This is a genomic window from Herbidospora yilanensis, from assembly GCF_001570565.1.
Lineage (GTDB): Bacteria > Actinomycetota > Actinomycetes > Streptosporangiales > Streptosporangiaceae > Herbidospora > Herbidospora yilanensis.
Map to the genome: position 1 here is coordinate 96,473 of NZ_BBXE01000024.1, position 17,522 is coordinate 113,994.

19 protein-coding genes are annotated in these 17,522 nt (G+C 71.8%); 11 read left to right on the top strand and 8 right to left on the bottom strand.

Translation table 11 applies throughout. From position 1 onward, the window contains the following. Nucleotides 1-12: 12 nt before the first annotated feature. Nucleotides 13-918, top strand: coding sequence for an aldo/keto reductase (locus tag AW273_RS18910; protein WP_062349790.1), 906 nt, complete (start codon nucleotides 13-15; stop codon nucleotides 916-918). Here the strand turns inward: AW273_RS18910 and AW273_RS18915 are convergent. The 3 genes from AW273_RS18915 to AW273_RS18925 are packed head-to-tail and all read right to left on the bottom strand — an operon-like array spanning nucleotide 915 to nucleotide 2,808. Further along, nucleotides 915-1,538: an ABC-2 membrane transporter-related protein gene (locus AW273_RS18915; protein ID WP_062349653.1), complete on the bottom strand. Its 624-nt coding sequence runs from the start codon at nucleotides 1,536-1,538 to the stop codon at nucleotides 915-917. The two genes, AW273_RS18910 and AW273_RS18915, sit on opposite strands and share 4 nt — an antisense overlap. Continuing rightward, the gene (locus AW273_RS18920; protein WP_232327495.1) at nucleotides 1,535-2,425 is read right to left on the bottom strand and encodes an ABC transporter ATP-binding protein; all 891 of its coding nucleotides are present in this window, start codon (nucleotides 2,423-2,425) and stop codon (nucleotides 1,535-1,537) included. Before AW273_RS18920 ends, AW273_RS18915 begins: the two co-directional genes overlap by 4 nt. Beyond that, entirely contained in the window at nucleotides 2,422-2,808 is a 387-nt protein-coding gene (locus tag AW273_RS18925; RefSeq protein WP_232327496.1) for a GntR family transcriptional regulator, read from the bottom strand. The genes AW273_RS18920 and AW273_RS18925 overlap by 4 nt, the downstream gene beginning before the upstream one ends. A gap of 129 nt (nucleotides 2,809-2,937) precedes the next feature. Between AW273_RS18925 and AW273_RS18930 the strand changes: the two genes are divergently transcribed. Together AW273_RS18930 and AW273_RS18935 are read left to right on the top strand one after the other, a co-directional pair. Then, a complete protein-coding gene (locus AW273_RS18930; RefSeq protein WP_157555923.1) occupies nucleotides 2,938-3,864 on the top strand; it encodes a Bug family tripartite tricarboxylate transporter substrate binding protein in 927 nt (308 codons plus the stop codon). A gap of 36 nt (nucleotides 3,865-3,900) precedes the next feature. After that, complete coding sequence (locus tag AW273_RS18935) at nucleotides 3,901-4,929, top strand: mechanosensitive ion channel family protein (protein ID WP_083949867.1); 1,029 nt, start codon at nucleotides 3,901-3,903, stop codon at nucleotides 4,927-4,929. Here AW273_RS18935 and AW273_RS18940 read toward each other — a convergent pair. Then, the gene (locus AW273_RS18940) at nucleotides 4,916-5,542 is read right to left on the bottom strand and encodes a hypothetical protein (RefSeq protein ID WP_157555925.1); all 627 of its coding nucleotides are present in this window, start codon (nucleotides 5,540-5,542) and stop codon (nucleotides 4,916-4,918) included. The genes AW273_RS18935 and AW273_RS18940 overlap by 14 nt on opposite strands. A 100-nt stretch (nucleotides 5,543-5,642) precedes the next feature. On the opposite strand from AW273_RS18940, the gene AW273_RS18945 reads away from it, so the two are divergent. The 3 genes from AW273_RS18945 to AW273_RS18950 all read left to right on the top strand — a co-directional run bounded on the left by AW273_RS18945 (nucleotide 5,643) and on the right by AW273_RS18950 (nucleotide 8,056). After that, complete coding sequence (locus tag AW273_RS18945) at nucleotides 5,643-6,230, top strand: Rv1733c family protein (RefSeq protein ID WP_157555927.1); 588 nt, start codon at nucleotides 5,643-5,645, stop codon at nucleotides 6,228-6,230. 112 nt (nucleotides 6,231-6,342) lie between these two features. Beyond that, the gene (locus AW273_RS37950; RefSeq protein WP_198168234.1) at nucleotides 6,343-6,570 is read left to right on the top strand and encodes a hypothetical protein; all 228 of its coding nucleotides are present in this window, start codon (nucleotides 6,343-6,345) and stop codon (nucleotides 6,568-6,570) included. A 175-nt stretch (nucleotides 6,571-6,745) separates the two neighbouring features. Next, nucleotides 6,746-8,056, top strand: a complete 1,311-nt coding sequence (locus AW273_RS18950) for a DNRLRE domain-containing protein (protein ID WP_062349658.1) — start codon at nucleotides 6,746-6,748, stop codon at nucleotides 8,054-8,056. A gap of 45 nt (nucleotides 8,057-8,101) precedes the next feature. Here AW273_RS18950 and glgC read toward each other — a convergent pair whose 3' ends face one another. Further along, on the bottom strand, nucleotides 8,102-9,319 hold the full coding sequence (gene glgC / locus AW273_RS18955; protein ID WP_232327497.1) for a glucose-1-phosphate adenylyltransferase: 1,218 nt from the start codon (nucleotides 9,317-9,319) through the stop codon (nucleotides 8,102-8,104). Nucleotides 9,320-9,377: 58 nt separating this feature from the next. Between glgC and glgA the strand changes: the two genes are divergently transcribed. Next, on the top strand, nucleotides 9,378-10,559 hold the full coding sequence (gene glgA, locus AW273_RS18960; RefSeq protein WP_062349660.1) for a glycogen synthase: 1,182 nt from the start codon (nucleotides 9,378-9,380) through the stop codon (nucleotides 10,557-10,559). Here glgA and AW273_RS18965 read toward each other — a convergent pair. Further along, a complete protein-coding gene (locus AW273_RS18965; RefSeq protein ID WP_062349661.1) occupies nucleotides 10,529-12,430 on the bottom strand; it encodes a copper-translocating P-type ATPase in 1,902 nt (633 codons plus the stop codon). The genes glgA and AW273_RS18965 overlap by 31 nt on opposite strands. Nucleotides 12,431-12,532: 102 nt before the next feature. Between AW273_RS18965 and AW273_RS18970 the strand changes: the two genes are divergently transcribed. The 4 genes from AW273_RS18970 to AW273_RS18985 are packed head-to-tail and all read left to right on the top strand — an operon-like array spanning nucleotide 12,533 to nucleotide 16,035. After that, nucleotides 12,533-12,814, top strand: a complete 282-nt coding sequence (locus AW273_RS18970) for a metal-sensitive transcriptional regulator (RefSeq protein ID WP_062349662.1) — start codon at nucleotides 12,533-12,535, stop codon at nucleotides 12,812-12,814. Nucleotides 12,815-12,834: 20 nt separating this feature from the next. Beyond that, complete coding sequence (locus AW273_RS18975) at nucleotides 12,835-13,047, top strand: heavy-metal-associated domain-containing protein (RefSeq protein WP_062349663.1); 213 nt, start codon at nucleotides 12,835-12,837, stop codon at nucleotides 13,045-13,047. A gap of 5 nt (nucleotides 13,048-13,052) precedes the next feature. Then, complete coding sequence (locus tag AW273_RS18980; RefSeq protein ID WP_063910022.1) at nucleotides 13,053-13,928, top strand: DUF8832 domain-containing protein; 876 nt, start codon at nucleotides 13,053-13,055, stop codon at nucleotides 13,926-13,928. Between the two features lies 1 nt (nucleotide 13,929). Beyond that, nucleotides 13,930-16,035, top strand: coding sequence for a heavy metal translocating P-type ATPase (locus tag AW273_RS18985; RefSeq protein ID WP_062349665.1), 2,106 nt, complete (start codon nucleotides 13,930-13,932; stop codon nucleotides 16,033-16,035). Here AW273_RS18985 and AW273_RS18990 read toward each other — a convergent pair. Then, complete coding sequence (locus AW273_RS18990; RefSeq protein ID WP_062349666.1) at nucleotides 16,025-17,032, bottom strand: zinc-dependent alcohol dehydrogenase family protein; 1,008 nt, start codon at nucleotides 17,030-17,032, stop codon at nucleotides 16,025-16,027. The genes AW273_RS18985 and AW273_RS18990 overlap by 11 nt on opposite strands. After that, nucleotides 17,029-17,508, bottom strand: a complete 480-nt coding sequence (locus tag AW273_RS18995) for a GNAT family N-acetyltransferase (RefSeq protein WP_062349667.1) — start codon at nucleotides 17,506-17,508, stop codon at nucleotides 17,029-17,031. The genes AW273_RS18990 and AW273_RS18995 overlap by 4 nt, the downstream gene beginning before the upstream one ends. Nucleotides 17,509-17,522 lie beyond the last annotated feature (14 nt).

The following is a 17,522-nucleotide window of genomic DNA, read 5'->3' on the forward strand; positions in this document are numbered from 1 at the left end:
ATGGTTCTGTTCATGACCTCTCTCGTGCTCGGGGCCATGAACTTCGGCACCCTGACTGACGAAAGCACCTCGTTCGCGTTGCTCGACCGGTTCGTCGACGCCGGCAACACGGTGATCGACACCGCGAACTGCTACGCCTTCTGGAACGACCCCGGCAACAGGGGCGGCAAGAGCGAGCTGATGCTGGGCCGCTGGCTGGCCGCCCGTCCGGGCCTGCGCGACCGGCTGACCCTGGCCACCAAGGCCGGGGCCGAGCCGGTCGGCCCGGGGGAGTGGCCCGCCAACCGCGAGGGACTCTCGGCGCCGGCCCTCAAGGAGGCGCTCACGCTGAGCCTCGGCCGCCTCGGGATCGACCACGTGGACCTCTTCTGGACCCACATGGAAGACCGGTCGGTCCCCCTTGAGGAGACGGCCGGGGCGCTCGCGGGCCTGGTCGCCGACGGTCTCACCACCCGCGTCGGCGTCTCCAACCACCCCACGTGGCGGGTCGAGCGCGCCCGCGCCCTGGGCGCGCCCTACTCGGCGCTGCAGTTGCGCTACTCGTACCTGACCCCCCGGCCGTGGACCTCGGTCGAGGGCGTCAACCACCGCTTCGCGTGGGTGACCGACGAGACCCTCGACTACGTGGCCTCCGAAGGCCTCGACCTGTGGGCCTACACGCCGCTCATCTCGGGTTCCTACGTACGTCCGGAGCGCCCCTTCCCCGAGGCCTACGACCACCCGGACACCACCCGGAGACTGGCCGCGCTCGCGCGGGTGGCCGACGGTCTCGGGGCGACCCGGAACCAGGTCGTGCTGGCCTGGCTGCTCGCGAACGGGGTCAGCCCGATCATCGGGCCCTCCACGGTCGCCCAGCTCGACGAACTGCTGGACCTGCCGGAGCTCGGCGCGGCGGAGCTGGCCGCGCTGGACGTCTAGCCCGGATCGCGGCGCGTGACGAACCACCACGCGCCCGCGATCAGGACGCCCGCGAGTCCGGCCGTGATCGCGGCCTCCACCGCGCCGAGCGTGGCGGGGGACCAGCCGAACTCGCGGGCGGCCCGGTTGCGCAGCCCCTCGGCCATCAACTGGCAGGCGGCGACGCCGAAGAACGCCGACCCCATCGCGACGGTGGTCCTGCGGGTGACGGCGCTCCAGAAGGCGCCGAGGGCGAGCGCGAAGAGCGTCCAGGTGAACGGGAGCGCGCCGGTCAGCTCCGGGGGGAGGGCCCGGAGCGACCACCAGATCAGCGCGGTGACCAGCCCGGTCGTGACCAGGGCCAGGACGGCGGCGGTGCCGAGCTGGGGGGCCAGCCAGCGGCTCCGGCTGATCGACTGGGTCCAGGCGAACTGGTGGGTGCCGCGCTCGTACTCGCGCGAGAGCAGCGGCGCTCCCAGGAACACCCCCATGACCAGGGGAAGGTAGGGGAACAGGCCGGCCGAGATGCCCCGGATGCCCGGGTAGAGACGTTCGACGGTGACGAACCCGGCCCACAGCACGACCAGGAGGGCCATGCTGACCACACGGACGCGGTGCTGCCTGATCGCGAGCCAGGTCACAGCGCCACCGGCCGGGGAGCCAGGACGGCCTCGGGGGCACGCAGGTAGCCGAGCACCATGTCCTCCAGGGAGAGTTCGCGGGTGGTCCAGCGGGGGTCGTGGACGGGCCCCCGGACCCGGGCCAGCAGGGTCGTCTGCCGTTCGGTGTCGCTCCTGCCGATGACGTCGTAGGAGCCGGCGGGGGTGGTGCCGGACGGTCCCACCAGCAGCCGGTGCGCGGACACCAGCTCCTCGATGTCGCCCGCGACCTGCACCCGTCCCCGGGAGACCAGGATCAGGTGGTCGCAGACCTCGGCGAGCTCTGCGACGACGTGCGAGGAGAGCAGCACGGTGAGCCCCCGCTCGGCGACGGCGGACATCAGCCCCTCCATGACCTCGTGGCGGGCGAGCGGATCGAGGTTGGCGAGCGGCTCGTCCAGGACGACGAGGTCGGCCCGTTTGGCGACGGCCAGCGTGATCGCGACCTGGGCCCGCTGCCCTCCGGACAACTGGCGGATCCTCTTGCGCTGCGGGACGCCGAGGTCGTCGAGCCGCTTCCGCGCGCCCTGGACGTCGAACCGGGGGTTCAGCCCGGCCCCGGCCCTGATCGTCTCGGCGACGGTGAGCTCGGGGTAGAGCGGCTTGTCCTGCGCGACGAAGGCCACCCGGGGCAGGTTCGCGCCACGCGGCGGCTGCCCGAAGACCCTGACCTCGCCCTCGTCGGCCCGGCGCAGCCCGACCGCCAGCCGCATCAACGACGACTTGCCGGCCCCGTTGGGCCCGACGAGCGCCGCCACCCGTCCCTGCGGAACACTGGCGAAACACCCTCGCAGGACCCACGTCCGGCCGTACCGCAACCCGGCCCCGGCCGCCTCGAAAGCGGGCACCCCGCTCATGCCGTCGCTCATGCCGTCGCCTCCCCGGCCAGGCCGCCGGACAGGGCCGACTCGACCAGGGCCCGGATGTCGTCCGGTCCCAGGCCCGCCGACCGCGCCTCCCGCACCCACGCCGCCAGCCTCAGTTCCAGCGCGGGGTCGCGCGGCCGGGCCAGCGACCGCCGCACGAACGTGCCCAGGCCCGGACGGGGTTCGACCAGGCCCCGGGACTCCAGTTCGCGGTAGGCGCGCAGCACCGTGTTGGGGTTGATCGCCAGCCGGCCCACCACCTCGGCCGCCGTCGGCAGCCGGTCGCCGGAGGTCAGGCGGCCGAGCCGCATGGCCTGCTCGACCTGCTGGACGATCTGCATGTACGTCGCCACACCCGACCTCTTGTCGAGAGAGAACTCGATCAACGTCGCTCCCATCATTCCACTAATGCATTAGTTAATTGATGGAGAGCGCCGGCGTCAACCCGGACCCCGCTGACATAACTCCAGGTAACCGGTCATATGCTCAACGTGTACGACCGAGAGGAGGGCGGAGTGCGGCGTCGAGAGTTCCTCCTGTGGGGAGCCGGTCTCGCCGCATTGGCCGCCGGCTGCGGGGCTGACCCACGTCCACTGGGCGTGCCGCTCTCCCTGGTCGTGCCGGCCGTCGTGGGTGGCCACGACGACCCCTTCGCCCGGGAACTGCGGAGGGTCGTCACGGAACGCGGCCTCGCCCGCGCCGCCGCCGTCACCGCCTGTGAGGGCGACAAGGCGTCGATCAAGGACTTCACCCGGGGCGCCGGCCGAGGGCGCTTGCTGGTCGCCGGGCCGGCGCTGGTCAACACGGCGGGCACCGCCCCGCTCGCCCGGATGGCCGGGGAGTGGTCGGTCGTCGTCGCCCCGATGGGCTCCCGCCTCCGCGACTTCGACGGGCTGGCCGCCGCCCTCCGGAAGAGCACCGGCTCGATCCTGATGGGCGGCCGGGCCTACGGCGGGGCCGACCACGTCCTGTGCGGCCTCGTCGCCAAGGGCCTCGGGGCCGACGCGCGCCTCGTCGACTTCGCCGCCTTCCCCGGGAAGGACGGCCTGCTCGGCGCGCTCCTCGACGGGCGCGTCGCCGCCGGCGTCGGCGGGGTCGCCCAGTTCGCGCCGCAGATCCGCGCGGGCCGCGTCCGGGCGCTGGCCGTCTCCTCGCCCGAGCGCCTGCCGGAGGTCGACGCGCCGACCCTCATGGAGTCGGGGGTACGCCTCGTCCACGCCGACTGGCGCGGCCTGCTGGCCTCCGACTCCCTCCGGGAGGACGACCGCGCCCACCTGCTCGACATCTGCCGGGGCGTCGGCGCCTCGGCCGAGTGGTCGGCCGCCTGCCGCCGCCACCTCTGGACCCAGCTCTACCTCGACGGCCCCGACTTCGCCGACTGGCTGCGGGTCGAGTCCACCCGCGCCCGCGACGTCCTCACCGACCTCGGCCTCAAGCAATAATCTGACAAAGAGCCATAAATGTGGTGATCTCAATCCGTGACGGACGCATGGAACTGGATCTCCCTCGCCATCGCCGTGCTCGCCGCCCTCTTCGCGGTCGAGCTGGTACGCCGCATCCTGCGCTCACGTCTCGTCGGCGAACGCTGGGCCCTGGCCGGGCCCCTGGTCCGGCGCTGCACCTGGCCCGGGTTCGTGACCGCCGCGCTCGCCACCGCCACCGCCGTCTACGACCGGGGGCTGATCCCGCCCGACGCCGAAGGCTGGGCCGGCCACCTGACCACCATCGCGTTGATCTTCTGCGCCACCTGGCTCGTCATCCAGACGGCCTACGCGGTAACCGACGTCGTGCTGGAACGGCTGGTGCGCGTCGAGGGGGACGCGAACCGGCGGGCCCGGCGGATCAGGACCCAGATCGAACTGGTGCGGCGGGTCTGCGCCGCCGTCGTGATCGTGCTCGCCCTGGGCGCCATGTTGTTCACCTTCCCCCAGGTCAGGGCGCTGGGAGCCGGGCTGCTCGCGTCGGCGGGCATCGCCGGGGTGCTGGTCGGGATCGCCGCCCAGTCGACCCTGGGGAACCTGCTGGCGGGGCTCCAGCTCGCCTTCTCCGACGCCATAAGGCTCGACGACGTCGTGGTGGTGCAGGGCGAGTGGGGGCGGGTCGAGGAGCTCACCCTCACCTACGTGTCACTGCGGTTGTGGGACGAGCGGCGGCTGATCCTGCCCGTCTCCCACTTCGCCAACAACCCGTTCGAGAACTGGACCCGGCACGAGAGCCGGATCCTCGGCACCGTCTTCCTCCGCGTCGACTGGACGGTGCCCGTCCCCGAACTGCGCGCCGAGCTGCACCGCGCGATCAAGGACAACCCGCTCTGGGACCAGAAGGACTGGACCCTCCAGGTCACCGACGTCACTCCCGGCGGCCTGGTCGAGGTGCGCGCCCTCATGTCGGCCGCCGACTCGGCCAGCGCTTGGGACCTGCGGTGTGACGTGCGGGAACACCTGGTCACCTGGATCAGGGAGAACTACCCGGAGAGCCTGCCGCGGTTGCGGATCACAGAGGCCTGATCGTCGAGCCGATCTGCTCGAACAGGGGCTCCCGGCCCGCGAGGTCGGTCGTCAGGGTCACCACGCAGGTGGTGCCCTTGCCCGAGTGGGCGTAGAACTGGGTGCCCTGGACCGGCCCGGCCGGCATCTTCAGCGTGTAGCGGATGCGGACCCCCTGGGCGGGGCCGATCTTGACGACGCCGGCGTCGGAGACCGTGGCGCCGACGTTCGCGAGCTGCTGCTCGGCCTGCTGCTGGAGGGCCTCGTTGGAGCCGCCCACGCTCGGCTGGCAGAAGCCGTTGAGGTTGGTGACGAAACCCTGCTTCGACTCCTTCTGGCTGGCGGGGTCGAGGGCGTACACCGCCTTGGAGCTCTGCAGGGCCTGGAGGCCCTGCCTGGCCTGGTCGAGTGCCGGGCCGGTGAGGCCGGTGGCCGCGAGTTGCTCCTCGAAGCCCGACTTCGACAGGTCGACGACCTTCCAGGCGGTCGGCACGCCGATCGAGACGCCGGTGGCCACGCCGCCGACGCGGTGGAAACCGTCGGGCACCTCGGTGCCGGGGATGGGCTTGGGCTGCGGCTTGGCGCAGGCCGCGAGTAAGAGCAGGGCGGTGAGCGCGAAGAGGGCTGGACGCACGCCCACGAGCGTAACGCGAAGCGGCGGAAACCCCAGGTCACATGTCCGGAAATAGGCATAAACCGGGTGTGAAGTGGTAGGGATCCCTAGAGGTGGGGAGATGGCTGCAAATCATGTGGTCCGGTTCCGGCGCTGGCTGGGATTCGACCGGAACCCGTTGCGCCGCCCGTGTGACCGCGTCGAGGCGGCGGTCCGCCGGCTGGTCGTCCTCGTCACGCTCGCCGCCGTGGTGTGCGGGCTGATGCTGGGGATGAAGGCCTACGGCGAGGGGGTGCGCGCGGAGCAGGAACAGGCGCGTGCCCGGCACGCCACCGAGGCGACCCTGCTGGGTGACGCGCGCGTGCACGCGACCGTGAACGGCCCGGCCACCGCGACCGTCATGGCGTCGTGGAAGGGCCCCGACGGCAGAGACCACCAGGGGCTGGTCCAGGCCCCGGTGTTGTCGGCGAAGGGCCAGAAGATCACGGTCTATACCGACACGAAGGGCGAGCCGGTGCCGCGTCCGCGCGACCGGGAGACCACCGTCGTGGCCGCGCTGACCGTGGGCACGGGGGTGCCGCTGGCCATGATCGTCGCGAGCTGCGGCCTGCTGGGCGTGACCCGGCTGCTGGTGTGGCGCCGGGTCCGCCGCGAGTGGGCCGACGCCTGGACGGTCGTCGAGCCCACGTGGCGCATCAACGGCCGCTAGGAGACTGCTCCTCCGGTCGCGTGCTCGCTTTCCGGCTCGACGAGAGGCGAGCGGGAGGAGCTCTCATGGCCCATATAACGAAACGAATCACTTTTCCGGGCGGGCGCCGCCTGTGAACGGCGTTTCGAAAGAACATCACCGGAAGAGTTCGGCGTTCCGTTTCGGCAATTTGTTTCGCCGGGTGGTGGTCCGCGGCGGGAAACGCGTCGATGTCGCCGGAACGGACGACGCGAGCTTCGCCGAGCCTGACAGCCGTCACATCGCCACCCGGATCGGCAAGGACGCGGTACACATTTCCCGTCCGACGCTGCCGGTCAGGGCGGGGCCGGGTGATTCATAGACGGGCTATGTCAGCAATAGACAGATTTTGTCGGTCATCGCAAATCGCAATTCGAAAATGTCAATATTTCGATTCGCCGGATGATTTGTTAACGTCCTTGCGTGATCATCTTCGCGTCTCAGGGAATTCGATGATGTCGGTGCCGTCCCTCCTGGGGAGGAGGGGCCTGTCTCTGATGACCGCCGTCGTGACGGCGGCCGGGCTTGCCACCGTTCCGTCCACCGCCTCGGCCGACGTGCCGACGCTCGTCGTCGTGCAGGATCTCCTGCAGCGGACCACCATCCCCGTCACCTCCGCGCACGACGAGGATTCCCCCGCGTCGTGGCTCGACGAGACCCTCCTGTCGGGCACCAAGGACGGTGTGACGGCCCGGAGCTATCTGCGGTTCGACATGTCCTATCTGCCGGAAGGCGTCATCCGGTCGGCCACGCTTCGGCTCACCGGGCTGGGCGCGCCCGCCTGCGGGCCCGAGGTCGGGGAGGGCGTCCAGGTGCGCCGCGTCACCGAACCCTGGTCCGACGACTTCCTGCACTGGGGCAACCAGCCCGCCTCGACCGACGAAGACGCCCAGATCGCCACCAAGGGAGTCACCCAGCAGTGCGCGGTCTACCCCGACCAGGTCGAGTGGCCGGTCACGGACATCGTCAACGCCTGGGCCGGTGGCGCGGAGAACCACGGCCTGGTGCTCCAGTCCCCGGACGAAAGCACCGATGACGGTCTCTGGACCTTCTCCTCGTGGATAAGCCCGCTCGACCTCATGCCCGTTCTCACGGTGACCATGGACGTGCCCTCCGCTCCGTACACCCGAGCGTCGTCCATCGCGACTCATGAAGACGGCCCCGACACCTGGGTGGCCGGGCTGACGCCCCGCATCCAGTCGCAGGTGGTCGACCCCGCCGGTGGCAGCCTGACCGCCGAGTTCGAGGTCGAGCACGATCCCGCCGCCCCCGGTCAGGGCAGCGGGCAGATCTGGACCGCCACCTCCGCCCCGGTGTCCAGCTTCGGCAGGCCGTCGGTGCACGTGCCCCCGGGGCTGCTGGAGGACGGCTGGCGGGTCCGCTGGCGGGTGCGCGCCCACAACGTGACGGCGGGCACGGTCTCCGCCTGGTCGGCGTGGAACCCCGGCACCGTGGCCGCCGACGTCCCGCAGATCACCGCCCGCCAGGTCGTCCCGTCGTACGAGAGCGATTACTCGACGGTCAGCATGAGCCTGACCCCCGAACTGCGGGCCACGGTGACGCATCCGCTCCTCGACTCGACGCGGGTGGTGTTCCAGATGGCCTACGACCCGGACGCGCCGTTGCAGGGAACGGGCCTGATCTGGGAGAAGACCGTCCTGGACGTTCCCTCGGGCGGCCAGGCGGTGGTGACCGTTCCGGATGGCCTCGTCGAGGGCGGCCTGCAGGTCCGCTGGCGGGTGGGCGCCTATGGCGGGCCGTTCCAGTCGGGCTGGTCGGACTGGCAGAAGCTCACCCTCGACATGTAGACGGCCCGGATCCCGGCGTCGCCCAAGTCCGGGCGACGCCGTGGATCAGCGGTCGATGATCTCGTTCTTGCCGATCACCACGACGCCGTCCTTGGTGACCGCGAACCGCTCGCGGTCCTCTTCGAGGTCGAAGCCGATGCGGGCGCCGTCGGGGATGACGACGTTCTTGTCGACGATGGCCCGGCGCACGATCGCACCCCGGCCCACCTTGACGTTGCCCATCAGCACCGAGTCCTCGACCTGGGCGTGGCTGTGCAGGATCACCCCGGGGGAGAGCACCGAGCGCAGCGCCAGGCCGCCCGAGACGATCACGCCGGCCGAGACCAGCGAGTCGACCGCGCGGCCGATCCGGTCGCCGTCGTTGTGCACGAACTTGGCCGGGGGCAGCGGGTCGTGGCCGGTGTAGATCGGCCAGCGGTCGTTGTAGAGGTTGAAGACCGGGTGGGCCGAGATCAGGTCCATGTGGGCGTCGTAGTAGGCGTCGAGCGTCCCCACGTCGCGCCAGTAGCCCCGGTCGCGCTCGGTCGAGCCGGGCACGACGTTGTCCTTGAAGTCGTAGACCTCGGCGCTGCCGGCCTTGACCATCATCGGGATGATGTTGCCGCCCAGGTCGTGCTTGCTGCCCGGGTCGAGGGCGTCTTCGCGGAGGGCCTCGATCATGGCCTGGGTGCGGAAGACGTAGTTGCCCATCGAGGCGTAGATCTCGCCGGGGGAGTCGGGCAGGCCGACGGCGTCCTTCGGCTTCTCGCGGAACGCGGTGATGCGGCGGCCGGTCGGGTCGGTCTCGATCACGCCGAACTGGTCGGACAACGACAACGGCTGGCGGATCGCGGCCACCGTCACGTCGGCGCCCGAGTCGATGTGCTGCTCGACCATCTGGCGCGGGTCCATCCGGTAGATGTGGTCGGCGCCGAAGACGATCACGTGGTCGGGCAGCTCGTCGTAGATCAGGTTCAGATTCTGGAAGAGCGCGTCGGCCGAGCCGGAGAACCAGCGCGGGCCCAGGCGCTGCTGGGCGGGGACCGGCGTCACGTAGTTGCCGAGCATCGCCGACAGGCGCCACGTCCGGGAGATGTGCCGGTCGAGGCTGTGGTTCTTGTACTGGGTCAAGACCACGATCTGCAGATAATGCCCGTTGGCCAGGTTCGACAGGACGAAGTCGATCAGCCGGTAGATGCCGCCGAACGGCACCGCCGGTTTGGCCCGGTCCGCGGTCAGCGGCATCAGCCGCTTCCCCTCACCACCGGCGAGCACAATTGCCATGACCCTCATGACGCAGACCTTAACCCGTCAAAACGGTCGCAAACACTAGGCTGCGCATATGCGTGTCGATCTTTTGAGCCGTGAGTTCCCGCCCGACGTTTACGGAGGGGCGGGCGTGCACATCGAATACCTCTCGCGGGAGCTGCGACGGCTCCTCGACGCGCGGGTCCGCTGCTTCGGCGCGCCCCGCGAGGGCGCCGACGCCTACTCCACCCCACCCGGCCTGACCTCGGCGAACGCCGCGCTCCAGGTGCTCGGGACCGACCTGGAGATGGCGGCGGGCTGCGCCGGGGCCGACCTGGTGCACTCCCACACCTGGTACGCCAACTTCGCGGGCCACGTCGCCAAGATGCTCTACGGCATCCCGCACGTCGCCACCACCCACAGCCTCGAACCGCTCCGCCCCTGGAAGGCCGAGCAACTCGGCGGCGGCTACGTGTTGTCGTCGTGGGCCGAGCGCACCGCCCTGGCCGCCGCCGACGCGATCATCGCGGTGTCGGGAGGCATGCGCCGCGACGTGCTGACCTGCTACCCGGAGATCGACCCGGGCAAGGTCACCGTGATCCACAACGGCATCGACACCGACGAGTACGCCCCCGCCCGGTCGGCTGAGGCCCTGACCAGGCACGGCATCGACCCGGACAAGCCCTACGTCGTCTTCGTCGGCCGGATCACCCGCCAGAAGGGCCTGACCCACCTGCTGCGGGCCGCCCGCGACTTCGACCCGGCCGCCCAGCTCGTGCTCTGCGCCGGGGCGCCCGACACGCCCGAGATCGCCGCCGAGGTCACCGCCCTGGTCGAGGAGCTCCAGGCCACCCGCGAGGGGGTCGTCTGGATCACCGAGATGCGCCCGCGCCCGGAGATCATCGAGATCCTCACCCACGCGACCGTCTTCGTCTGCCCGTCGGTCTACGAGCCCATGGGCATCGTGAACCTGGAGGCGATGGCCTGCGAGACGGCCGTCGTGGCCACCGCGACCGGCGGCATCCCCGAGGTGGTCGCCCACGACGAGACCGGCCTGCTGGTGCCCATCGAGGCGGGCGAGCACGGCGAGCCCCGCGACCCGGAGGTCTTCGCGCACGCCATCGCCGCCGACGTGAACCGGCTGCTCGCCGACCCCGGTCTCGCCGCCCGCATGGGCCGCGCGGGGCGGGCCCGCGCGGTGGCGGAGTTCTCCTGGCCGGCCATCGCCGAACGGACCAGAGACCTCTACGAGAGCCTCAGCCGCCGCAACAACTGAGCGTTGGCGGCGACCACGACCGTGGAGGCCGACATCAGGATCGCGCCGACCGACATCGGCAACACGAACCCCCACGGCGCCAGCACCCCGGCCGCCAGGGGGACCGAAACGAGGTTGTAACCGGCCGCCCACCAGAGGTTCTGCCGCATCTTCCGGTAGGCGGCCCGCGACAGGTCCATGACCGACGACACGGACCGGGGGTCGTCTCCGGCGAGGATGACCCCGGCCGACGCGACGGCGACGTCGGTGCCCGCCCCGATGGCGATCCCGACGTCCGCCCGCGCCAGCGCGGGCGCGTCGTTCACCCCGTCGCCGACCATGGCGACGCGCCGTCCCTCGTCTCTCAGCTCCTTTACGGCTTCCGCCTTGTCCTCGGGCCGGACCCCGGCGTACCAGCGCGTTATCCCGAGCTCGCGGGCGACCGAGGCGGCCACCGTCTCGGCGTCCCCGGTGATCATCACCACCTCGACGCCCCGCGCCAAGAGGTCGCGGACGGCCTGCCGCGACTGCGGCCGGATCTCGTCGGCCAGCGTCAGCGCCCCGGCGACCGCGCCGTCGACCACGACGTGCAGGACGGTGGCGCCCTCGGCCTCCCGGACGGGCCGCAGGCCCTCCTGGGACAGCAGTCCGGGCCCGCCGACCCGCACCAGCGCGCCTCCGACCTCGGCCGAGACCCCGAGGGCGGGGGAGGAGACGAATCCCGACGCCGCCGCGACGTCGAGCCCGCGTTCCTTGGCCGCCGCCACGATCGCCTTCGCGAGCGGGTGCTCCGAGTCGGCCTCGGCCGCCGCGGCCAGGGCCAGCACCTCGTCGGAGGTGACCCAGGTGACCGCCGGTTCGCCCTTGGTCAGGGTGCCGGTCTTGTCGAACAGCACGGTGTCGACGGTCCGCATGCTCTCCAGCGCGAGCCGGTCCTTGACCAGCACCCCCGCGCGGGCGGCCCGCTCGGTCGCGATCGACACGACGAGGGGGATGGCCAGCCCGAGGGCGTGCGGGCAGGCGATCACCAGGACCGTGATGGTCCTGATCACCGCCTCGTCGGGCTGCCCGAGCAGCGTCCACGCCACCGCCGTGACCAGCCCCGCGCCGAGTGCGAACCAGAACAGCAGCGCCGCCGCCCGGTCGGCGATCCGCTGGGCCCGGGAGGTCGAGTTCTGGGCGGCCTCGACCAGCCGCCGGATGCCCGCCAGCGCGGTGTCCTCGCCGACGGCCCGCACCTCGACCCGCAGGGCCGAGTCGGTCGCGACGGTCCCGGCGACCACCCGGTCGCCCTCCGAGCGGCGGACGGTGGCCGACTCGCCGGTGATCATGGATTCGTCCATCCCGGCCGACCCGGAGACGATCAGGCCGTCGGCCGGGATCCGGCCGCCCGGCCGGACCAGGACCACGTCGCCCACCCGCAGCTCCGACGGCGGCACGCGTGTGCCGTCGGCGCGCTCGGCCTCGTCGGGCAGCAGGGCGGCCAGCGAGTCGAGGGCCGAGGTGGTGCGGGCCAGCGAGCGCATCTCGATCCAGTGGCCCAGCAGCATGATCACGATCAGCAGGGCCAGCTCCCACCAGAAGTCGAGCCCGTGGTCGAGCAGCCCCAGGCTCGCGCCCAGCGACGCCACGAAGGCGACCGTGATGGCCAGACCGATCAGCAGCATCATCCCGGGCGCGCGGGACCGCAGCTCGCCCACCGCGCCGGTGAGGAAGGGGCGCCCGCCCCAGACGTACATGACGGTGCCGAGCACCGGCGAGACCCACGGCGGGCCCACCGGTTCGTAGCCGACGACCATGGCGAACATGCCGGAGGTGAGGACCGTCGGGACGGCCAGCACCAGCATCCACCAGAACAGGCGCCGGAACTGCGCCACGTGGTGTTCGTGCATTTCGAGATCTCCTTTTCAAAACCCCCGGGGGGTATGCTAGCTTATATACCACTACCCCCTAGGGGTACTATTTAGCAAGGACGAAGGCCCGGGGAGGTCGCGATGCACGGATACTCCGATCACAAGCAAGACCATCTGAAGCGGCTCCGCCGGATCGAGGGGCAGGTCAGGGGCCTGCAGCGCATGGTCGAAGAAGACAAGTACTGCATCGACGTGCTGACCCAGGTGTCGGCCGCCAACCGCGCGCTGCAGTCGTTCGCCCTCGCCCTCCTCGAAGAGCACCTGGCCCACTGCGTCGCCGAGGCCACCGCCAAGGGCGGGCCCGAGGCCGACGCGAAGATCAAGGAAGCCTCCGACGCGATCGCCCGGCTCGTCCGCTCATGACTAGGGAAAGAGAGACCGTTATGACCGTCACCGCTTACACCGTCACCGGCATGACCTGCGGACACTGCGCGAGCTCCGTCTCCGAGGAGGTCGGCGCCATCGCGGGGGTCAACGACGTCAAGGTCGACGTGCCGACCGGCACGGTCACCGTGACCAGCGAGAGCCCGGTCGACGAGAGCGCCGTCAAGGCCGCCGTCGAGGAGGCCGGCTACACCTTGGTGGGCCCGGCGTGAACGCCATGACCAGGCTGGGCGTCTTCGCCGCCGGTCTCGCCGTCGTCTTCGGCGGGGCCTACACGGTCGGCGTCACCCAGGAGGAGGACCTCCCGCGCCGCTACGCCGACTACACGGCGACCGGCGACGAGGAGACGCCCGCCCACGACGATCACGCCCACGAGGAGACCGGCGAGACCGGCGCAACCGGCGAGACCGCCGCGAGCGTGCCGGGCGGCCTGCAGATCTCCCAGGACGGCTACCGCCTGCAGCCGGTGACCACCACGCTCGAACCGGGCGAGCGCCACGACTTCGCCTTCCGCGTGGTCGGGCCCGACGGCGAGCCGGTGACCGCCTACCAGGTCGCCCACGAGAAGAGGCTGCACCTCATCGTGGCCCCCCGCGACCTCGGGGGCTTCCAGCACCTGCATCCCGAGCTGGCCCCCGACGGCACCTGGACCACCCCGCTCACCCTGCCGGAACCCGGCACCTACCGCATGTACGCCGACTTCGCCCCCGAAGGCGGCCCGGCGCTGACCCTCGGCGCCGACCTGACCGCCCCGGGCGACTTCGACCCCGACCCGTTCCCCGCCACGAGCCGGACGTCCACGGTCGACGGCTACACCGTCACCCTCCAGGGCGAGATGAACCCGGGCCAGCCCTCGCCGCTCTCGCTCTCGGTCAGCAAGGACGGCCGGCCGGTCGATCCGGAGCCCTACCTGGGCGCCCAGGGCCATCTGGTGATGCTGCGCGCGGGCGACCTGGCCTACCTCCACGTCCACCCGATGACTGGGCTGGTCTTCACGGCCCAGGCGCCCCGCGAGGGCGGCGCCTACCGGTTGTTCTTCGACTTCAAACACGGCGGCGTCGTCCGCACGGCGTCGTTCACGCTGGAGGGATGACATGTCGAACCTGATCCAGCTCTCCATCGGCGGCATGACCTGCGCGTCGTGCGCCAACCGGATCGAGCGCAAGCTCAACCGGCTCGACGGCGTGAGCGCCACGGTCAACTACGCCACCGAGAAGGCCAACGTCGTCTTCGCGCCCGGTGTCTCGGTGCGCGCGCTCGTCGAAGAGGTGGAGAAGGCCGGATACAGCGCGACGCTGCCCGAGGAGAAGGCGGCGGCGGCCGAGCGCGACCCGCTGAAGAACCGGCTGATCACCGCCGTCGTGCTCGCGGTCCCCGTGATCGCGATGGCCATGATCCCGGCCCTCCAGTTCACCTACTGGCAGTGGCTCTCGCTGACCCTGGCCGCCCCGGTGGTCGTCTACGCCGGGTGGCCCTTCCACAAGGCCGCCTGGACCAACTTCCGCCACGGCGCGGCGACCATGGACACGCTGGTGTCGCTGGGCACGCTGGCCGCCTTCGGCTGGTCGCTCTGGGCGCTGTTCCTCGGCACGGCCGGGGAGCCCGGCATGATCCACCCATTCTCGTTCGCGATCGAGCGCAGCGACGGCTCCGGCAACATCTACCTGGAGACCGCCGCGGGCGTGACGGCGTTCCTGCTGGCCGGGCGCTACTTCGAGGCCCGCGCCAAGCGCCGCGCCGGAGACGCGCTGCGCAGCCTGATGGAGCTCGGCGCGAAGGACGTCGCGGTGCTGCGCGACGGCAGGGAGACCCGGCTGCCGGCCGAGCTGCTCAAGGCGGGCGACCTGTTCGTGGTCCGGCCCGGCGAGAAGATCGCCACCGACGGCGTCGTCCACGAGGGCGCCTCGGCGGTCGACGCGTCCATGCTGACCGGCGAGTCGATGCCGGTCGAGGTCCGGGCCGGCGACGCGGTCACGGGCTCCACCGTCAACGCCGGCGGGCGGCTGGTCGTGCGGGCCACCCGCGTCGGCGCCGACACCACGCTGGCCCAGATGGCCCGCATGGTGGAGGAGGCCCAGACCGGCAAGGCCCGCGTGCAGCGGCTCGCCGACCGGATCTCCGGCGTGTTCGTGCCGGTCGTGATCGTCCTCGCGGTGGCGACGCTCGGGTTCTGGTTGCCGGTCGCGGGCCCGGTGGCGGCCTTCACCGCCGCCGTGGCGGTGCTGATCATCGCCTGCCCGTGCGCCCTGGGCCTGGCCACCCCGACCGCGCTGCTGGTCGGCACCGGCCGGGGCGCGCAGCTCGGCATCCTCATCAAGGGCCCGGAGGCACTGGAGTCGACCCGGCGCGTCGACACCGTCGTGCTCGACAAGACGGGCACGGTCACCGAGGGCCGGATGACGCTGGTCGAGGTCCGCACCGAAGAGGGCTTCGACGAGCAGGAGGTGCGCCGCCTGGCCGCCGCCGTCGAGCACGCCTCCGAACACCCCATCGCCCGCGCCCTGGTCAAGGGCCACACCGACCTCCCGCCGGTCACCGACTTCGTCGCCACGGCCGGAGAGGGCGTGCGGGGCGTCGTCGACGGGCACGAGGTCGTCGTCGGCCGGGCCGAGCCGGGCATCGCGGTCACCGTCGACGGGAGGCGGGCGGCCGTCATGACCGTCAGCGACGTGCTCAAGCCGTCGTCGGCCGCGGCGATCACCGAGCTCCGCGCCCTCGGGCTGCGGCCGGTGCTGCTGACCGGCGACGACGAGGCCGTCGCCCGCGACATCGCCGGCCAGGTCGGCATCGACGAGGTCATCGCCGGGGTGCTCCCGGCGGGCAAGGTCGAGGCCGTCAAACGGCTCCAGGCGGAGGGCCGCGTGGTCGCCATGGTGGGCGACGGCGTCAACGACGCCGCCGCGCTGGCCCAGGCCGACCTCGGGCTGGCCATGGGCACCGGCACCGACGCCGCCATCCAGGCCGCCGACCTGACGCTCGTCCGGGGCGACCTGCGGGTGGCCGCCGCGGCGATCCGGTTGTCGCACCGGACGCTGCGCACGATCAAGGGCAACCTGTTCTGGGCCTTCGCCTACAACGTGGCCGCCCTGCCGCTGGCCGCGCTCGGCCTGCTCAGTCCCATGATCGCCGGGGCCGCGATGGCGCTGTCGTCGGTGTTCGTGGTCACCAACAGCCTGCGGCTGCGCGGCTTCAAGGGCTGATCAGGGTAACGCCGGGCCTGCCGCCCTGGACGAGCGCATCGGGGGCCTCGTCCAGGGAGACGGTCCGGGTGATCAGCAGTTCCGGCGCCAGCGAGCCGCTCTCGATGAGCGCGAGCATCTCCGGATAGGCGTGGGCGGGCATGCCGTGGCTGCCGAGGAGCTCCAGCTCCCACGCGATGACCCGGCCCATCGCGAGCTCGGTGTCGCCGGGCAGCAGCCCGATCTGCACGTGCCGCCCCCGCCTGCGCAGGCTCGCGATCGAGTTCCGGCAGGTCGCGGCGCTGCCGAAGGCGTCCATCGACAGGTGGACGCCACCGGTGAGGTCGACCAGCCGGTCGATGCGGCCCGGCGGCAGGGTCTCGGCGGCCCCCACCGCGGCGGCCAGCGCCAGCGCGTCGGGGTGGACGTCGACCGCCACCACCCGCGCCCCGGCCGCCGCCGCGATCATCACCGCCGACAGCCCGACCCCGCCGCAACCGTGGACGGCCACCCACTCGCCGGGGCGTACCCGCCCCTGGTGGACGACGGCGCGGAAGGCGGTCGCGAACCGGCAGCCGAGCGCGGCGGCGGCCCCGAACGACAGGTCGCCGGGCAGCGCGATCAGGTTCACCGCCGCGTCGCGCACGACGACGTACTCGGCGTAGGACCCCCAGTGGGAGAAGCCCGGCTGGGTCTGCGCCCGGCAGACCTGGTGGTCGCCCGACCGGCACTCGGCGCACTCGCCGCAGGCCAGGATGAACGGCGCGGTGACCCGGTCGCCCGCCGCCCAGCCGGTGACGCCCGGCCCGACCTCGGCGATCACGCCGGCGAACTCGTGCCCGGGGACGTGCGGGAAGGTCTGGATGTCGGCGTCGTGCCCCTGCCACCCGTGCCAGTCGCTGCGGCACAGGCCGGTGGCCTCGACCCGCACGACCACCTCGCCCGGTCCGGCGACGGGGTCGGGCACCTCGCGGACCGACGGCGGCGCCCGGAAGGCGTCGTACACGACCGCCCTCATGACAACGCCCTCTGGTAGAGGGCCGTGTCGACCCAGCGGCCGAGCTTGAACCCCACGTTCCGCAGCCGCCCGGCCTCGGCGAACCCCTCGGCGACGTGCAGGCCCACCGACGCGGGTTGCGCGTCGGCGATCACCGCGATCATCTGTCTGGCCCCCGCTTCCCTCGACCGGACCATCAGCTCGCGCAGCAGGGCGCGCCCGAGCCCCCGTCCGGTGTGCTCTGGGGAAATATAGAGGGAATCCTCCACCGTGTAGCGATAGGCCGGTTTCGGCCGGTACGGCCCCGCGTACCCGAACCCCGCCACGACCCCGCCGACCTCGGCCACCAGGAAGGGCGACCCGGCGCCGGCCTTGGCCGTCCACGCCGCGGCGTCGAGCCCGGCCTCGTCGAAGGTGATGACGGTGGTGAGCGCGTAGTGCTCGTAGATGGCGGCGACCGAGGGGAGGTCGGCGGGGCGGACCGGACGGATCGTCATGCGGTCAGCCTAGG